Source organism: Pseudomonas sp. A1230, from assembly GCF_044218825.1.
GTDB lineage: Bacteria > Pseudomonadota > Gammaproteobacteria > Pseudomonadales > Pseudomonadaceae > Aquipseudomonas > Aquipseudomonas iridis.
The window spans coordinates 3673360-3691505 of the sequence record NZ_CP162582.1 but is presented as its reverse complement, the minus strand read 5'-3'; the positions used below and the strand labels follow the sequence as shown (position 1 = coordinate 3691505).

15 protein-coding genes are annotated in these 18146 nt (G+C 60.1%); 5 read left to right on the top strand and 10 right to left on the bottom strand.

Annotation, left to right across the window (positions count from 1 at the left end):
* Nucleotides 1–96 precede the first annotated feature (96 nt).
* The 5 genes from colR (at nucleotide 97) to AB4P97_RS17260 (ending at nucleotide 3824) form a co-directional block, all read left to right on the top strand.
* Entirely contained in the window at nucleotides 97–780 is a 684-nt protein-coding gene (colR, locus tag AB4P97_RS17280) for a two-component system response regulator ColR (RefSeq protein ID WP_042560717.1), read from the top strand.
* On the top strand, nucleotides 770–2053 hold the full coding sequence (locus AB4P97_RS17275) for a HAMP domain-containing sensor histidine kinase (RefSeq protein WP_042560716.1): 1284 nt from the start codon (nucleotides 770–772) through the stop codon (nucleotides 2051–2053). The genes colR and AB4P97_RS17275 overlap by 11 nt, the downstream gene beginning before the upstream one ends.
* A 152-nt stretch (nucleotides 2054–2205) precedes the next feature.
* Nucleotides 2206–2874 (top strand): class I SAM-dependent methyltransferase, encoded by a 669-nt coding sequence (locus AB4P97_RS17270; protein WP_042560715.1) that lies wholly within the window; start codon nucleotides 2206–2208, stop codon nucleotides 2872–2874.
* Between the two features lie 3 nt (nucleotides 2875–2877).
* Nucleotides 2878–3594 carry a lipopolysaccharide kinase InaA family protein gene (locus AB4P97_RS17265; protein WP_042560714.1) on the top strand — a complete coding sequence of 239 codons (717 nt, stop codon included), beginning with the start codon at nucleotides 2878–2880 and terminating at the stop codon, nucleotides 3592–3594.
* Nucleotides 3595–3596: 2 nt separating this feature from the next.
* Complete coding sequence (locus tag AB4P97_RS17260) at nucleotides 3597–3824, top strand: hypothetical protein (protein ID WP_042560713.1); 228 nt, start codon at nucleotides 3597–3599, stop codon at nucleotides 3822–3824.
* A 172-nt stretch (nucleotides 3825–3996) separates the two neighbouring features.
* On the opposite strand, the gene AB4P97_RS17255 is transcribed toward AB4P97_RS17260, so the two are convergent.
* The 10 genes from AB4P97_RS17255 to AB4P97_RS17210 form a co-directional block, all read right to left on the bottom strand.
* Nucleotides 3997–7032: a multidrug efflux RND transporter permease subunit gene (locus AB4P97_RS17255; protein WP_042560712.1), complete on the bottom strand. Its 3036-nt coding sequence runs from the start codon at nucleotides 7030–7032 to the stop codon at nucleotides 3997–3999.
* A 13-nt stretch (nucleotides 7033–7045) separates the two neighbouring features.
* Entirely contained in the window at nucleotides 7046–8194 is a 1149-nt protein-coding gene (locus AB4P97_RS17250) for an efflux RND transporter periplasmic adaptor subunit (protein WP_395601396.1), read from the bottom strand.
* A gap of 179 nt (nucleotides 8195–8373) precedes the next feature.
* Nucleotides 8374–9474, bottom strand: a complete 1101-nt coding sequence (locus AB4P97_RS17245) for a DUF1513 domain-containing protein (protein WP_395601395.1) — start codon at nucleotides 9472–9474, stop codon at nucleotides 8374–8376.
* A 14-nt stretch (nucleotides 9475–9488) separates the two neighbouring features.
* Nucleotides 9489–10553: an imelysin family protein gene (locus tag AB4P97_RS17240; protein WP_200612408.1), complete on the bottom strand. Its 1065-nt coding sequence runs from the start codon at nucleotides 10551–10553 to the stop codon at nucleotides 9489–9491.
* Between the two features lie 27 nt (nucleotides 10554–10580).
* A complete protein-coding gene (locus tag AB4P97_RS17235; RefSeq protein WP_395601394.1) occupies nucleotides 10581–12008 on the bottom strand; it encodes a di-heme oxidoredictase family protein in 1428 nt (475 codons plus the stop codon).
* 316 nt (nucleotides 12009–12324) lie between these two features.
* The gene (locus AB4P97_RS17230) at nucleotides 12325–13677 is read right to left on the bottom strand and encodes an imelysin family protein (protein ID WP_047302845.1); all 1353 of its coding nucleotides are present in this window, start codon (nucleotides 13675–13677) and stop codon (nucleotides 12325–12327) included.
* A gap of 234 nt (nucleotides 13678–13911) precedes the next feature.
* Entirely contained in the window at nucleotides 13912–15963 is a 2052-nt protein-coding gene (locus AB4P97_RS17225) for a bifunctional diguanylate cyclase/phosphodiesterase (RefSeq protein ID WP_042560705.1), read from the bottom strand.
* Between the two features lie 382 nt (nucleotides 15964–16345).
* Nucleotides 16346–16942 carry a superoxide dismutase gene (locus AB4P97_RS17220; RefSeq protein WP_395601393.1) on the bottom strand — a complete coding sequence of 199 codons (597 nt, stop codon included), beginning with the start codon at nucleotides 16940–16942 and terminating at the stop codon, nucleotides 16346–16348.
* A gap of 175 nt (nucleotides 16943–17117) precedes the next feature.
* Nucleotides 17118–17720: a LysE/ArgO family amino acid transporter gene (locus tag AB4P97_RS17215; protein WP_042560703.1), complete on the bottom strand. Its 603-nt coding sequence runs from the start codon at nucleotides 17718–17720 to the stop codon at nucleotides 17118–17120.
* Between the two features lie 5 nt (nucleotides 17721–17725).
* A complete protein-coding gene (locus tag AB4P97_RS17210; RefSeq protein WP_047302843.1) occupies nucleotides 17726–18127 on the bottom strand; it encodes an ACT domain-containing protein in 402 nt (133 codons plus the stop codon).
* Nucleotides 18128–18146: the final 19 nt, after the last annotated feature.

The window sequence follows — 18146 nt, the reverse complement described above, 5'->3', positions numbered from 1 at the left end:
TCGATAAACATCCCGCTACATGCCTAGCCCTGAGCCACCGTTGGCCGTAAGCTGCGCGAGCCATGACGGCGGTAACCGTGTACGCAAGAGGTGCCCATGCGAATTCTATTGGTCGAAGACAACCGCGACATCCTGGCCAATCTGGCCGATTACCTGGGGCTCAAGGGCTATACCGTCGATTGCGCCCAGGACGGTCTGTCGGGTCTGCATCTAGCGGCCACCGAGCACTACGACCTGATCGTGCTCGACATCATGCTGCCCGGTATCGACGGCTACACCCTGTGCAAACGCCTGCGCGAGGACGCCCGCCGTGACACCCCGGTGATCATGCTCACCGCTCGCGATCAACTGGACGACCGTTTGCAGGGCTTCAAGTCCGGCGCCGACGATTACCTGATCAAGCCCTTCGCCTTGTCAGAACTGGCTGCGCGGATCGAAGCGGTCATGCGCCGGGCGCAGGGCGGCGGCCGGCGTGCCTTGCAGGTCGCCGATCTGAGCTACGACCTCGACACCCTGGAAGTGACCCGCGAAGGCAAGCTGCTCAAGCTCAACCCGGTCGGCCTCAAACTGCTGGCGGTATTGATGCAGAAGAGCCCGCACGTGCTGCGTCGGGAAATTCTCGAGGAGGCGCTGTGGGGGGATGACTGCCCGGACAGCGACAGCCTGCGCAGCCACGTCCACCAATTGCGTCAGGTGATCGATAAACCGTTTGCCAAACCCTTGCTGCACACCGTGCACGGCGTCGGTTATCGCTTGGCCGAGGGGCGTGATGGAGTTTAAGCAAAGCCTTTCTCAACGGATCATCATCGCCTTTGCGCTGATGAGCGCACTGGTTGCCGGCGCTTTCGCCATGGGCATTGTCGCGACGGTGCATCTGGTCGAGGAAAAACTGATTTCGGCAGGGCTGGGCGGCGATTTGCAGCGCCTGTTGCTGATGGACAATGTCTCCGACTGGAGCCATCGCCCGGAGCCGGATCAACTGTTCTACTTCAGTGGTGGCCCCGGCGACTTCGACTTGCCCAAGGATCTGCGTCATCTGGATGCGGGTTTTCACGAAGTCTTCCGCGAGCAGCTGTCATATCACGCCATGGTCGAAGTCGTTGATGGCCGGCGGTATGTGCTGCTGCAGGATCAAAGCGATTTCGAAGAACGTGAGCGCGTGCTGTTTGCCGTGGTGCTGGTGGGCTTTGTGCTCAGCCTCGCATTAGCGGTATTCCTCGGCTGGGTCCTTGCGCGCAAGGTCATGGCGCCCGTGGTGCGCCTCGCACGCCAGGTTCGCCATCGGGATCAATTGCTGGGTCTTGCGCCGCCGCTGGCGCCGGACTACGCGGCCGATGAAGTCGGTGAACTGGCGGTGGCGTTCGATGCCACGCTGGGGCGTTTGCGCCAGGCTCTGACCCGCGAACGGCTGTTCACCAGTGACGTCAGTCACGAGTTGCGCACGCCGTTGATGGTGCTGGCGAGCTCCTGTGAACTGCTGTTGGAAAACCCGGGAATTGACCAGCGCGGCCGTTCTCAGGTCGAGCGTATTGCCCGTGCCAGCGAGGAAATGCGCGAGTTGGTGCAGACCTTCCTGATGCTCGCCCGCGCACAGAATGAAGAGGCCGGGGCGGCACCACAGCAAAACCTGACGCAAGTGGCAGAAAGTCTGGTGTGCCTGTGGCGCGAGCCGATCGAGCGCAAGGGACTGACCCTCACCCTTGATCCCGGTAACCCAGCGGATACCCGCTATAACGCAACCCTGCTGAATGCCGTGATGGGTAATTTGCTGCGCAATGCATTGCATTACACCGAGCACGGTTTCATTCGCCTGACGCTCACCGCCAACGGATTTGTCGTCGAAGACTCCGGCGTCGGCATTCCTGAAGAGAAACGTGAGGCCATGTTCGAGCCTTTCGTGCGTGGCAGCGAGAAGCGCGGGGAAGGTCTGGGGCTGGGCTTGTCACTGGTACAACGCATCTGCGAAAACCAGGGCTGGACTGTCAGCCTGAGCACGATGGAACCTAATGGTTGCCGCTTCGAGGTAGATCTTGGCCATTTCGGACGCAAATAGTGGCTCTAGGCTACTCCCGTCAACCTGTCTAAATCCTGTATAACGTTGTAATAATTTGTCGGTTTACCTGACATTTTTTTCACATTTGGACGACCTGCTGCTGACACGCCGCTCCCTAAGGTGGTGCCATCAGTAATTCAGGAGTCCTGGTGATGACCGGCCCGATCAAGCTCGATTTTTCCGAAAAGTACGACGATCAACACGCTAAGAAATATCTGCGCAAGCATAAAGAAGGCCTCGGACGTCGTCTTTCCCATCTGCGTGACGAGCAACTGGCGCGCAAGGCTCTGACACTGGCTGGCGAACCCGGTCTGGTGCTTGATTTGCCTTGCGGTGCCGGACGCTTCTGGCCGTTGCTGGCGGAAAAGCCCAATCGGGTGATTATCGGTGCGGACAACTCCGAGTCGATGATCAAGACCGCATTGGAAGGACAACCGGCGGATGTGGTGAAGCGGGTTAAACCCTTGCACACCTCCGCTTTCGATATTGCTTTGCCAGATAACGCCGTCGACAGCATTTTCTGCATGCGCTTGCTCCACCACATCGGAGAAGCCGAGCACCGGATGGCGATTCTGCGTGAGTTCGAGCGCGTGACCCGTGACAGCGTGATCGTCTCGTTGTGGGTCGACGGCAATTTCAAGGCCTGGAAACGCAAGCGCGCGGAGAAGGATCGTCCCAACCGTGATTACCAGAATCGCTTTTTGATTCCGGCGGCTACGATCGAAAAAGAATTTGAAGCAGCGGGCTTCCGCATTCAGGAACAACTCGACTTTATTCCGCTCTATGCGATGTGGCGAGTTTACGTATTACGCAAGAGGTAAAGGATGGCAGTGCAAATGGCAGCAGAAGCGCAAGTGACTTCTCAGGATAGTTTCGACTACTACTGGAGTCAGCGCGGTGAGTGGGTCGAAGAACCCAATGTGCGCCGTGGCGGCGAAAGTGGCGTGCAACGGATCGTCGGTCGCGATGGCCAGTTGCTGTATGCCAAACGCCAGACCGGTCACATTTATCGCAGTTGGCTGCATCCGTTCGGACGCCCGACTGTACTGCGCGAGCTGGATGCCCTGACCGGTGTCAGCAAGCTCGGCGTGCGCGTGCCGCAAATCGTTTTCTGCGGTGCCCAGCCTGATCCGCAGCACAAGTGGCGCGCTCTGCTGGTGACCAAGTCTCTGGACGGTTTCCAGGAACTGGAACACTGGCTGGCGTCTGCCGGTGGTCGCGATCAGTGCGGCGACGCGATCTATGAGCGTGTGCTCAAGGATCTGGCCGAAAACCTGGCGCGTATGCACAAGGGCCGCTGGCAGCACAGCTGCATCTACATCAAACACGTTTTTGTACGGGTGACGGGCGAAGGCGAGTCGGCCACCGCTGAAGTGGCGTTGATCGATCTTGAGAAATGCCGCCAGCGTCTGACCGCTCATCGCGCCGCCTCCCATGACATGAAGCAATTGCGTCGCCACTCGTCGTTCCGCGACGCGGACTGGAAAAAACTCGTCTACTTTTACGAGACGGCGTTTGGCAGCGCTATCAAAGGTTTATAGCGATGAAACTCGAAATTGCACGAGGTTTGTTTTTGGTAGGAGCCTTGGCAGTTGCTTCACTGGCGGTGGCTGCCTGGGAGCAGCCGCGCATGCAGGTTCTCGGCGCATCCACGACGGATGCGCACTGTGCAGTACCACGGGTGGCGAAAGCCTCCGTGGCAACTCAACCCGATCATGATTTGTTGTTGTTCATGTTCGGACTGACGCAAGGCATGAGGCCACAGAGTTGAACCGATTGAAGCCCAAATAAAAGGCCTCGCAGATGCGAGGCCTTTTTTATTGTGCTTTATCAGGGTTCACCCCAGCCCCTGTGGGAGCGAGCCTGCTCGCGAAGAGGGCGTGTCAGTCAACATCTATGTAATTTGACACACCCTATTCGCGAGCAGGCTCGCTCCCACATGGTTATTGGGTTTGTTTGGGATCGGGTTTCGCCAGCAGGGTGTAGATGCAGGGCAAAACGAACAGCGTAAACAGCGTCCCGATCGACATCCCCGTCGCAATCACCATCCCGATATCAAACCGGCTGACGGCCCCCGCGCCGGTCGCCAGAATCAGCGGCACCATGCCGAATACCATCGCTGCCGTGGTCATCAACACCGGGCGTAGCCGAATCGCTGCGGCCTCTTCGACCGCTTCACGCGCCGACAGGCCCTTGTCCTTGCGTAACTGGTTGGCGAACTCGACGATCAGGATCCCGTGCTTGCTGATCAGCCCGATCAACGTCACCAAGCCGACCTGGGTATAGATGTTCATGCTCGACCAGCCGAGGAACAGCGGAATCAGCGCTCCGCAGATCGACAGCGGCACCGTCACCAGAATCACCAAGGGATCACGGAAACTTTCGAACTGCGCCGCCAGCACCAGGAAAATGATCGCCAGCGCTAGCGCGAACGTCACCCACAAGGCACTGCCTTCCTGCACGAATTGTCGCGATGCGCCGCCATAGTCAAACGCGAACCCGGCCGGCGCCTCTTCCCGGGCGATCTGCAATACGGTGTCGATCGCTTCGCCCATGCTCACCAACGGGAAACCAGAGATCTTCGCCGCGTTGAGCTGTTGGAACTGGTTGAGTTGACGCGGTCGTGCGCGGTCGCTGACCTTGATCAGCGTCGACAGCGGCAGCAACTCGCCCTGGGTGTTTTTCACGTAGTAGTTGTTCAGCCAGTCCGGGTTGTCACGGAAGGGGCGTTCGACCTGGGCGATGACCTTGTAGCTGCGCCCTTCGATGGTGAAACGGTTGATTTCCGCCTCACCGAGCAATGTCGCCAGCGTGCCGCCCAGATCCTGCATCGACACGCCCATCTGCGCCGCTTTGGCGCGGTCGATGTCGACCACCACTTCCGGTTTGTCGAACGCCAGATCGAGGTCGACGAAGGCAAACTTGCCTGACTCCATGGCGCGTTTCTTGATCCGGTCGGCCACTTGCAGCAGCAGTTCGTAGTCGTTGGCAGTGTTGATCACGAACTCGAATGGCAAGCCTTCACCCGTGCCGGGCAGGGAGGGCAGGTTGAAGCCGAAAATCTGCAAGCCCGGAATGCTCTGCAGTTTGCCTTGCACCTCGGGCAGGATTTCCATCTGGGTACGGCTGCGCTCGTTCCAGGGCTTGAGCAGGAACCCGCCAATGCCCGCCTGTACGCCGTTGTAGCCGTTGATCTGGAACGAGGAGTAGTACTCCGGAAACTCCTTGAAGATCTTGATGAACTCGTCGGTGTAGGTGCTCAGGTAATCGAGGTTGGTCGGCTGCGGGGCGGTGGCAATCATGAAAATGATGCCCTGGTCTTCGTCCGGCGCCAGTTCCGATTTGGTGAACTTGAGGAACACCGGGATCAGGCACAACACAATCAAGGCGAACACCAGCACCACCGGGCGGGTGTTCAACGTGCCATGCAGGGTGCTCTGGTAGCGGCGCTTGAGGCTGTCGAAGATGCGGTCGAGTCGATGCGCCAGGCCTGTGGGGTTTTCCTCGTGGCGCAGCAAAAACGCACACATCATCGGTGACAGGGTCAGGGCGACGACGCCGGAAATCACCACGGCGCCGGCCAGGGTCAGCGCGAACTCTTTGAACAGCGCTCCGGTCAGCCCGGTGAGAAAACCGATTGGCGCGTAAACCGCCGCCAGAGTGATGGTCATCGACACCACCGGCATGGCGATTTCACGCGCGCCCTCAAGCGCTGCGTCAAACGGGGTTTTTCCTTCCTCGATATGTCGGTGGATGTTCTCCACCACGACAATCGCATCGTCGACCACCAGGCCGATGGCCAGCACCATCGCCAACAGGGTCAGCAGGTTGATCGAGTAGCCCATCATCTGCATGAAGAACATCACGCCGATCATCGACAGTGGAATGGTCACCACCGGAATCACCACCGAACGCAGCGCGCCGAGGAACAGGAACACCACGACGATGACGATCAGCACCGCCTCGAACAGGGTTTTCACCACTTCATCGATGGAGGCCTGAATGAACAGCGTGGCGTCGTAGGCGATCTCGCTTTTGAGGTTCGGCGGCAGCTGCGCCTCCAGCTCTGGCATGATCTTGCGTACTTCCTTGATCACATCCAGCGGGTTGGCCCCCGGCGTGGCCTTGATGCCGATATACACCGAAGGCGTGCCGCCGAACGAGCTGATCGAGTCGTAGTTTTCCGCGCCCATTTCGACCCGCGCGACATCGCTGAGCAACACGCGGCTGTCGCCACTGACCTTCAGCGGAATCGCCGCGAAGGCTTCGGCGGACTTTAATTCAGTGTTGGCGTTGATGCTGGTGACCACGTACTCGCCTTTCACTTCGCCGGCGGCGGAGAGGAAGTTGTACTGGCGCACGGCGTTGGTCACGTCGCTGGCGCTGAGGCCGAAACCGGCGAGCTTCACCGGATCAAGCCACAGGCGCATGGCGAATACCTGATTGCCGAGGATCTCCGCTTCGGCCATGCCCGGCAGGGTTGCCAGTTTTGGCTGGATCACCCGTGACAGGTAATCGGTGATCTGCGGGTTGCTCAGGTCCTTGCTGAAGAAGCTGATGTACATCAGCGCCGAGGCGTCGGCGGACTCCTTGCTCAGCACCGGGTCTTCGGCGTCTTGCGGCAGTTTGTTTTTGACTTCGTTGGCCTTGGACAGCAACTCGGTAAACAGGCGGTCGGTATTGGAGCCGATGCGCGCGTAAATCGAAATCACCGAGAAGTTCTGGCGACTGACCGAGGTCATGTAGTCGATGCCCTCGGCGCTGGCCAGACTCTGCTGCATCGGCTGGGTGATATAGCCCTGAATGGTTTCGGCATTGGCCCCGGGGTAGGCGGTGGTCACCGTGATCAGGGCGTTTTCCATTTGCGGGTATTGGCGCAGCGGCAGCTTGCTCCAGGCCTGGAAGCCCAGTAGCACAATCAGCAGGCTGACCACGGTGGCGAGCACCGGGCGGCGGATGAACGGGTCGGTAAAAGCCATGGGGATTCCTTGATCAGTCGGCGCGGGGCGGACTGTTCTGCTCGCCGAGGGTCTTGTCGTCGCTGATGGCAATGTGCGCGCCGTTGTCCAGTTTGATCTGGCCGGCCGTCACCACGTGTTCGCCGCTCTGCACGCCCTTGTTGATCATCACCAGCCCATCGCGGCGCTCGCCGGTTTCGATGAAGCGCCGCTCGGCAATCAGCACTGGTTGGCCCTTGTCGTCTTTTTCGAGGCTGCCGTCCTCGGCTTTCTTCTGCCCGACCACGTAGATCGAGTTGCCGTAGAGGGTGTAGGTGATCGCGCTTTCCGGCACCACGATGTGTTTCTGCGGATCGGGCAGCAGCACTTCGAGGCTGGCGAACATGCCCGGCAACAGTTTGCCGTCGGGGTTAGCCAGGGTGGCGCGGACCAGCACGTTACGCGTGGAGCTTTCTACGAGCGGGTTGATCGCGCTGATCTTCCCTGAAAAAACCTGCCCGGGGTAAGCGGCGGCGGAGATATTCACCGGTTGGCCGATGGCCAGTTTCGGCACCGATTGTTCGGGCACATAGAAGTCGGCATAGAGGCTGCTCAGATCCTGCAAAGTGGCAATTTTGGTGCCGCTGGCGAGGTAGTCGCCGATGTCGACCTGACGGATGCCGATGGTGCCGCTGAACGGTGCGAGGATGCGTTTTTTCGCCAGCGCTGCGTTGAGCTGATTGACCGTGGCCCGCTCTTTTTGCAGAACCGCCGAGAGTCGGTCGTATTCACCTTTGGAAATGGCGCGACTGTCGATCAGTTGGCTGCCACGCCCGAAGTCCAGTTGCGCCAGGCCCAGGTCGGCTTTGGCGGTCTCCAGCAGAGCGGCTTCAACGGCGCTGTCGAGTTGCAGCAGCGGTTGCCCGACCTTGACCTTCTGTCCTGATTCGAATTTGAGCTCGGTGACGGTGCCGGAGGATTCCAGGCTCAGGTCGACGCCTTGCAGCGCCTTGAGGCTGCCGACGGTGGGCAAACGCATCTGCCACGGGCGCTCGCTGGCAGTGGCCACGGCAACGCTGATCGGCGGTTTCGGCTTGGAGAAGCCTTGAACCATGGTGTAAATCGAAAAGGCTTTGTAACCGCCCAGCACCAGGACAATCAGCAAAACAACACCCAACATGATCAGCATGCGGCGACGCAGCATATTTCCAGTTCCTTGGATAAATCAGGTGAGACAGGCGGGCAACATTACTCCGAGTTCAGGGGGGATTCCAACTGGCAGTTTTTACGGGGAATGGAAAAAGATCGCCGCCGTCTGCCGCGCTCCAGGAGACCGTGATCCCCTGTAGGCGCTGCCGAAGGCGGCGATCTTTTAAAGGCGCGTCACGCCATCAGATGAAGATGGTTGTCCCAGAGCCCTGCCGGTAATTCCAGCGGCTTGGCCAGCAGTTCATCCTGACGGCAATCGTAGTAGCGGCAACGCCCCTGACCCGAAGTCACGACAAAGCCGTCCTGCACCGCACCGACGCCGGCGCAATCGGGCAGCGGTGCGTCGAGGCGGACTTCGCCGCTGTCCAGATCCCAGATGAAAAAGCGGTTACCACGCGGGGCGGTCAGCGCCACCAGTCGCAGGTCGCTGTGCACTGCGACGCTGGCGGTGTAGTGACCCATAGACTGCAACTGATGCTCCGGCACCGGGAACGCCACGAACGGTTGCCCCGGACGTTTGATCGCCAGCAGCTCCGAGCGCTCGTGTGACGCGCCCATGAATTGCTGACCGGCGACGATGGTGCCGTCGCTGGCAATCCCCAGGTGGCGCACGCTGTTCATCTGTTGGGCGAGGGTTTCCTTGCTCAGCAGGGTGCCGTCGCGTTGCATCAGGACCAGGCTCGGCTCCATGGCGCTGAGGTTCATGTCGACGCGGCTTTCCGCCTCGGTCCGAATCCCGCCGTTGGCCACCACCAGCGTCTCGCCGTCGGGCATCCACGACACTTGGTGCGGGCCGAGGCCATGGGTGGAAATCTCGCCGCTGTGCACCAGCCGCTCGCCTTCGAACTTGTACACCCCGAGCAGACCACGACCCGGATCGGTGGTGTCGTTCTCGGTGGCGTACAGGTATTCGCCATCCTTGTGCACCACGGCGTGGCCGTAGAAGTGCCGGTTTGGCTGCGACGTCACGGTTTGCAGCAACGTGCCGTCACGCAGGTCGATCAGGTAGCTTTCGGTCCCCGGCCGGCGGGCGACGAACAGCGCAATCGCAAGCGTCGGATGATTGATGATGTCGTGGCAGCGCTGACCCACCTCGGTGGCGAACACGCGCGTGCCATCCAGCCGATAGCCGACGGCGTAGTGTTTGCCGTCGGTATCGTCGCGAGCCGAAAGCAGCAGCGGGCTCTGATCCTTGCGTTTGAACAGCGTCCAGCCGCCCAGCGTCACTGCTCCCAGCAGCAAACTACCTAAAGTCAGAGCCTGGCGTCGCAGCATGGCACTTGCCCTCATCAGTCACCGTCGTTGGCGTTGAAGCCCAGTTGAATGCCCAGCGCCTTGGCCAGTTCGCCTTCGTGCAGGCGATGGACGACGTTGAGGCTGTCGTAGATATCGTTGAGTTGCTGACGACCCGCGTCGTCTTCAAGCATTTCGCCGAGCGAGCGCTGGGTGCTGTCGAACAGTTTCAGCGACGCGGCGTAGGCAGCATCGATCTTGTCCGCCAGTGGCTTTTGCTCAGCCGGCAACAGACCGCGCAGGCCTTTGTTGTCGACGCCTTCCCAAACGGTCTTGGCGGCGGCGAGGCTGGCTTCCAGCGCGGTCATTGACGACTGGCTGCGCCACGCATCAGCCTGGAATGGCTGCGGCACACCTTTGCTCTGACGGCCCATCGGCGTGCCGAGTTTTTTCTTCAGGGTGTCGAGTGCGGTGACCTGCACACGCAGCAGATCGGCGATCGCTTCGTGGGAGTCGGCGTAGCGCTGGTTGGGGAACTTGCTCATCTGCGCGAGCATGCCGTCGGTGTTGTTCCAGCCTTGCAGAATCTCTTCGGCCAATTGCTTCTGGCGTTCGCCGATGGCGATCAGCAGTGGGCAGTATTTGGCTTTCTGCTCGGCGTTGGCGACGTCTGGCTTGGCGTCGAACAGGATGTATTCATACGCCGACAGGCCTTGCACGACTACGCTCGATTTGGCCAGTGCGGCGGCGTCGATCTGCGGTTGCGCGAGGACCAGTTGCTCGACCTGACGGCCGACCAGGTTCTTCTTGTCGGGCCAGAACTGCACCTGCCAGGAACGGTTGCCCTCGGCCAGTGGCCCGATCAGCAACGGTTGCAGCTCGGCCCAGGCTTTCTGCGCGTGGAGGAAGTCGGCGCGGGCGGTTTCCAGCGTCTCTTTGCCCTGGCAGTAGGCGAGGGCGCTGACGGCCAGTTGCTTGTCGGCCTCGGCCCAGCGCGTGTAGGTCGGCAGGATCACCGATTTGGCGATGGCAGCCGAGGTAACCGCTTGCGGATCCTGCGGCGAACAGGCGCCGAGGGCGATGGCGGCAAGGCTGGTGAACAACAGCTTGGGACGGAACATGTCGGGCTCCCGGATCTTTATCTGTATTTAAAGTGAGTTCAAAAACGCCAGCAGCGCGGCACGCTGCTCGGCATTGAAAGCTAAAACCTGTTGCTGCGCAGCTTGTGCTTCGCCGCCGTGCCAGAGCACAGCTTCGAGCAAATTACGTGCGCGACCATCATGCAAAAACTGGGTGTGGCCACTGACTGCTTGCGTCAGGCCGATCCCCCACAACGGCGGCGTGCGCCAGTCGCGGCCGGAGGCCTGGAATTCGGTGCGGTTGTCAGCCAGACCGTCGCCCATGTCATGCAGCAGCAGATCGCTGTACGGGCGAATCACTTGACTGGCCAGTTCAGGTTCGGCCGCGTTGGCCGCGGTGGTGTATTTCGGTGTGTGACACGACTGGCAACCGGCCTGGAAAAACAGGTTTTTGCCGGCCAGCACTTGCTCGTCGTTAATGCCTCGGCGCGCGGGCACGGCCAGGTTGCGGCTGTAAAACAGCACCAGTCGCAGGATGTTATCGCTGACCTCCGGCTCGCCATTCGGGCCATTGCCGTTCGGTGCCTGTTTGCAGGCGGTTTGCGCGTCGGTGCAGTCATCGAACGGTCTCAGGCTGGTGGTGAGGCCCATATCACCTGAAAACGCGTGAACATTCTGTTGATTGAGGTTGGGTTGCCCGGCTTTCCAGCCAAATCGACCGATGACGGTTTTTTGCAGTTCGTCGTCCCAAACGCGGTTCGGCCGGCCATTGATACCGTTTTTGTCTTTGGCCTGCGCGGCGGCGTTGGCGAGGATCGCGTCTTCGGGGATCGCTTCGAGCAGGCCGAGGCCGATCATCGGCGGGGCGACACGCGCCGAGAAACGCGTGTCGGGGTGCATGGGGCCGTAGCCGAGCTGAGTGATCTGCAACACCGGTTTGCGCAGTTCGACTTCGGTGCCGTCCTTGAAACGCACCGGAACCGGCGTGTACTCGACCCGCACCTTGCCTTCCGGCACAACGCCCGGCACGGCCATGTCCTGGAACTGCCCGCCGTACACCGGCTCCGGCACCACGCCGAGCTGCTCGATGACTTTGGCGTATTGCGGCGCGTCGGGGATCGACAGGCGCACCAGCATCGACACCGAATTGGCCGCGTTCGGCAGTGGCGGATGACCGCGACCGTCCTTGATATGGCAGTTCTGGCAGGCGTTGGTGTTGAACAGCGGGCCGAGGCCGTCGCGGGCGGTGGTGGTCGACGGCGCGGTCACCCATGGGCTGCGAAAGAAACTGTTGCCGACGCTGAAATCCACCCGCCGCGACGGCGGCAGGTTGGCCGAGGGCAGGGAGAATGCGTTCTGATCGGTCTTGCGCACGGTCGCCGCACCGCCCGAGCGTGCTTCACCGGGCTCAGCCTTGGTGAAAAGCGGGGCGTCATCGCAGGCACTCAGGCCCAGGGCCAGAAACAGTGCGGACAAGCGAAGAGGCAGCGAGGGCATCAGACATCCTGCGAACGGGCGAAAACAAAGGCGCAAAGTCTAACAGGGCGAGGGAGTTTGAATAAGAGGAATTATCGTTTACTTGATGTGGCGCAAGCCTGAAGCTCATGCAACCCCTGTGGGAGCGAGCCTGCTCGCGAAAGCGGCGTCCGACGCGCCGGGAATGTTGCGCCAGATGACGCCTTCGCGAGCAGGCTCGCTCCCACAGGGATGGGTGGTGCATTGGATATCGAGCGCACCATGGAGCAGGGTTTAGGGAATAGCAGGCATGAAAAAGGCGCCCCGAGGGTCGCCTTTTTCAGTCAGACGCGGTTGATCAGAACTCGTGATCAGCGTTGTCCGGGTTCAGGTCGCTGATGCCCAGTTTGCCGGCAGCGGCTTCGATCGAACCGGTCTGCTTGACCAGGGAGGCGATGGCGTCACGCACGACCTGATTGCCGGCAGTGTTGCCCGCCGCGATCAGTTGGTCGTAGTGCTCACCCTTGTTGGCGTGATCAACCATGACCTGGATCTTGGCTTCGGTAGCGGCCAGATCGGCTTTCAGCGCAGTGTCGGCAGCCGGATCGGCCTTGGCCACCAGCGACGAGAGGCTGGCGCCGGTCATCTTGGTGCCGTCAACACGGGTGTACTCGCCCAGGTAAACGTTACGAATGCCTTTGGCATCGTAGAAGTGCGAGTAGTGAGTGTTGTCGCTGAAGCAGTCCTGTTCGTCTTCCGGAGAGTTGGCTTCCAGAGAAACCTTCATGCGCTCGCCCGCCAGTTCGCCCAGGGACAGACTGCCCATGCCGAAGAGCATTTTGCGCAGACCGGTTTCGCCCGACTCGGCTTCCAGCGTGGCGCGGTAGTTGTCAGCCACGTTCGGCTTCCAGTTACCCACCATTTCTTGCAGGTCGTTGACCAGCAATTGGGTCACGGACTTAAGATAGGCGCGGCGACGATCATTGTGACCGCCAGTGGCACCGGCGCCTTCCAGGTAGTCGGAAGCAGGACGGTTGCCAGCGCCAGGGCCGGTACCGTTGAGGTCCTGGCCCCACAGCAGGAATTCAATGGCGTGGTAGCCGGTGGCGACGTTGGCCTCGGAACCGCCCAGTTCATTCAGGCTGGCGAGTTTTTCCGGGGTGATGTCTTTGACGTCGACCTTGTCTTCGCCGACCTGGACTTCGGTGTTGGCGATGATGTTGGCAGCGGCGCCCGGGTTACCCAGTGCGTGCTCGTAGGATTTGTCGACGTAGTCGATCAGACCCTCGTCCAGTGGCCAGGCGTTAACCTGACCTTCCCAATCGTCGATGATGGTGTTGCCGAAGCGGAACACTTCACTCTGCAGGTATGGAACGCGAGCGGCGACCCAGGCAGCCTTGGCGGCTTTCAGGGTGTCGGCATTCGGTTTGGCAAGGAAGGCGTCGATCGCAGTTTGCAGGGTTTTCGCGGTGGATTCGGCATCGCTGTAAACGGCAAAGACCATGTCGGCGTAGTGCGCGACCACAGCTTTGGCGGCGGCATCGTCAACTTTACCGGCAGCAGGAGCAGGCGCAGCGGCAGGGGCTGGAGCAGCGCTGCTGGAAGCCGGCGTCATTTCGGAGGCTTTTTCTTTGTCTTTGCCTTCGCCGCAACCGGCGAGAGAAATAGCGATGGCCAGCAAACTGGCGGTAGCCAGAGGCATACGAATCATGGCGAACATCCTGCTTCGGTAGTTGAGTGGACTCGCGCTGGAAGCGCAAAACTGCGACATAATGCAAATCTTTCGCATTATGTGTAAAGGGTAGTGCTTGGAAATATTTCTTATTCGCGCTTCAAGATCAAAAGATCGTCCGATCGCGGCCCGAGCCTGCGGCAGCTCCTGCAGGAGAACGCATTTCAAATGTAGGAGCTGTCGAGTGGAACGAGGCTGCGATCTTTTGATCTTCTAGAGGATTGCCGCGTTGCTGCGCTGCGCCTGCTTGAGATAAACGCTCAGCTCCCGCGCCGGCAGCGGTTTGCTGTAGTGATAGCCCTGACCTTCGTGGCAGCCTTCGGAGATGATGTAGCTCTCCTGCTCGGCGGTCTCCACGCCCTCGGCGATCACCTGCATGCCGAGGCTTTTGCCCAGCTGGATGATCGCGCGAACGATGGTCGCATCGTCGTCGTCGTCCAGCAGATCCTGGACGAAGCTCTTGTCGATCTTGATCTTGTCCAGCGGCAGGCTTTTCAGATAACTCAGCGACGAATAGCCGGTGCCGAAGTCGTCGATGGCGATCAACGCCCCCGAGCGACGCAGGCTCAGTAAGTGCTGGGCAGCGGTGCTGATGTCTTCCATCAGGCCGGTTTCGGTGACTTCCAGTTCCAGACTGCGCGGCGGCAGGCGGTACATCTGCATCAGGTTGTTGACCACCCGTGGCAGCTCGGCGTGGTGCAATTGCACGGTGGACAGATTGACCGCCATGCGCAGATCGGCGAAGCCCTGATCGTGCCATTCGCGCAATTGCTTGCAGGCCTGATCGAGTACCCATTCACCGATGGCGATGATCGTGCCGTTTTGTTCGGCCAGCGGGATGAACAGGTCTGGCGGCACCAGGCCGTGTTCCGGGTGCTGCCAGCGAATCAGCGCCTCGACACCGACCACGCGGTGATCGCGATAGCTGATCTGCGGCTGATAGACGAGGTAGAACTGGTCACGCAGCAACGCATCGCGCAGGTCTTTTTCCAGTTCACGCCGGCGGCGCATCTCGCTGTCGACACTGGCGATGTAGAACTGATAACGGTTGCGCGAGCGGGTCTTGGCCAGCGTCATGGTCTGTTCGGCCTTCTGCAACAGCTTCTCGGTGCTGTCGCCGTCCTCCGGGAACAGGGTGATGCCGATGGTCGCGCGCAGGCGGATTTCCTGATGATCAAGGGCGAACGCCGCTTCCAGGTCATCGAGAATGCTTTGCGCCAGTTCCGCCGCTTCGTAGGGTTGTTCAATATCGGCTTGCACCAGGGCGAACTGATCGCCGCCCAAACGGGCGAGGGCGCCGAGGCGACCGCTGTGGGCGCGCAGTCGATCGGCCAACGCCAACAGCAATTGGTCACCGGTCTGATAGCTGAACTGCTCGTTGATGCCCTTGAAGTCGTCCAGCCCCACGCATAACACCGCGACCCGGCGTTGCAGTTTGCCGGCGTCGACCAGAATCTTGTCCAGTTGCTGCTGCAATTGCTGACGGTTAGGCAGACCGGTGAGGAAGTCGTACTGGGCCATGCGCAGCAGGCTGTTTTCCGCCTCGTGACGCAGATGCGTATTGCGCTCGATCGATTCGAGCAACTGGTTGGCGGTGTTGATCCAGATACCCAGCTCGTTTTTCTCGTGGCCCTTGAGCTGCGGGATCTTGTGCTCGCTGGGACGGTCCGGATTGATCTCGGTAAGGTGCTCGATGATCCGCGACAGCGGTTTGGTCAGCAGCCAGTGATAAACCAGATACAGCACCAGGCCCATGGCCAATGCACGCAGAACGCCAGAGATGAAGATGATCACGGAGCTGACGATAAAACCTTCGCCATAGGTGGCGGTGTCGAGGGTGATGCTCAGGTCGCCGTAATATTCGCTGTAGGGGCCGCGTCCCACCAGTTGCGTGGTGAACGTGCGCTCCTGACCCAGGATCAGGTCGGTCAACCAGCGGCTGCTGGAATGCTGCAATTCGCGGGACTTTTGCGCGAGCATGGCTTCGTTGGGATGGCCGATGGACGCCTGGCGCACGGCCTCATCCTGGAACAGGCCTTCGATTACCTGCATGCCCATTTCCCGATCAAGGCTGTAAACGGCCTGAGTCGACGGATCGCGGAACATGTCGAGGATCCGTTCGGCGTCACCAGCCACCGCCTGACGGGTCTTGTAGGCGTCGAAAACAATCTGCGCGCAGCTCAAGACAACGCCGACGATCAATGCTGACAGGAGCACGACCCGGAGCAACTTCACCGACAAGCTGTTCTTGAGTTCCAGCTTCAAAGGGTTATTCCTTGTTCCGTGCGGGTAGCGTCAATTTGCCATGAGTATTGGCAATCCCGTGTTGGCAGTCAAAGGGACAATCGGGCACAGGATAATTTGCCTGAAGGCTTGGCCTGCACCCTGCCATCTGGAGTATTAGCCCTATTTGCACTATGTCGGTAGTTTTAGCCCTCAACTTGAGCGATGCGGGGCAAATTTTCTTCTGTTGGATGTTAGTCCTCTGTGGCACGGCGGCAAGCGGCCGGTGGCGGCATTGCTCGTGAGAACAACGCTATTCTCCTGCAGGCGCTGCTGAAGGCCGCCCGAACCTGCGGTAGCTCCTATATAAATCGCAGGCATAAAAAAACCCGGCCATGGCCGGGTTTTTTATCTGGCGTACAGCTTAAGCAGTGAAGGTTTTGCCTTCGAACTGCTCAGCAACAAACTTCCAGTTGACCAGGTTCCAGAACGCTTCGACATACTTCGGACGAACGTTGCGGTAGTCGATGTAGTAAGCGTGTTCCCAGACGTCGCAGGTCAGCAGCGGGGTGTCGCCGCTGGTCAGCGGGTTGCCGGCGCCGATGGTGCTGGCCAGAGCCAGGGAACCGTCAGCCTTTTTCACCAGCCAGCCCCAGCCGGAACCGAAGGTGCCGATCGAGGTTTTGCTGAACTCTTCCTTGAACTTGTCGAACGAACTGAAGGCTGCGTTGATGGCTTCAGCCAGTGCGCCGGTTGGTTGACCGCCAGCGTTTGGCGCCAGGCAGTTCCAGTAGAAAGTGTGGTTCCAGACCTGAGCGGCGTTGTTGAAGATGCCGCCCGAGGAAGTCTTGACGATTTCTTCCAGGGTCTTGCCTTCGAACTCGGTGCCTGGCACCAGGTTGTTCAGGTTCACGACGTAGGTGTTGTGGTGCTTGTCGTGGTGAAATTCCAGGGTTTCCTTGGAAATGTGCGGCTGCAAGGCATCGTGTGCGTAAGGCAGCGGCGGCAATTCGAAAGCCATGATGATTCTCCTAATCAGGTCTGTTGCGGTGAGCGCAAGGCCGATCACGGGCGGCCAGAAATGCACCGACGAGTTTTTACTCTTTGCGGCGCAGGGTTCGGATCATAGCACCGGGGTTGCGGCTTAACCACGCAACAACTGTGTGGGATAGAGGTTCCAGAGCGGTTTGGAATATTCAGGAGGCAAGTATCAACTGTCCCGCCACCGTGAACATCATCACCGCCACCAACAGATCGAGAATCCGCCACGTGCCTGGTCGAGCCAGCCAGGGCGCCAACCACGCAGCCCCTATCGCCAAAGTGAAAAACCACAGCAGTGACGCACTCGCCGCGCCCACCACGTAAGCGCCAGGCACCGACTGCTGAGCACCGAGCGAGCCGATCAGCAACACCGTATCCAGATAAACATGCGGGTTGAGCAACGTCACCGCCAGCGCACTGAGCATCACCGCCCGCAGCGAACGCACAGTCTGGTTCCCGCCCTGATCCAGGCTTTGCTTCGAAAACGCCCGGCGTAGCGCCTGGCTGCCGTACCAGATCAGGAAGGTCGCGCCGCCCCAGCGGGCGATCGCCAGCAGCGTCGGACTTTGCGCCAGAATCGTCGCCAGACCGAAAACCCCGGCCGCCACCAGCAGCGCATCGCACACCACGCATAGCGCCGCCACCGGGAGGTGGTGTTCACGTCGCAGGCTTTGCGCCAGGACAAAAGCGTTTTGCGTGCCGATCGCCATGATCAACCCCAACGCCACCAGCAAACCGTTCACATAGCTTTGCCACATAAGATTTACTCCGCGTTGGCTGCGAGATCGCGCAGCACTTGCATGGCGCGCTCGGCGTCGGCCTGGCCGACAAACAAATGATCGTGGTAGTAACCGGCGATCACGTTGCAACTGATGCCGGCCTTGCCCAGTGCGGTGGCGAACGCTGCGGTGAGACCGACGGCTTCCAGCGCCGAATGCACGTTGAGGGTGATCCATGCGGCCACGTAGTCGAAGCTGAAACCGGCCTGCTCGGCGTGGGAACGTTCGAGAATCACGGTCAGCCCTTCCTGTTCACGAAAGCTGCCGACAATCTCCAGACCGCTCGGCAACTGGCTGTCGCGCAGGGTGCAGAACACGTATTCGCCGGCATTGAGTTGCGGACTCATGCTGCGCAGCAAGGTCGTGAGTGAAGTTTCGCCAGCCATTGGGGTAGTCCTTGATAAA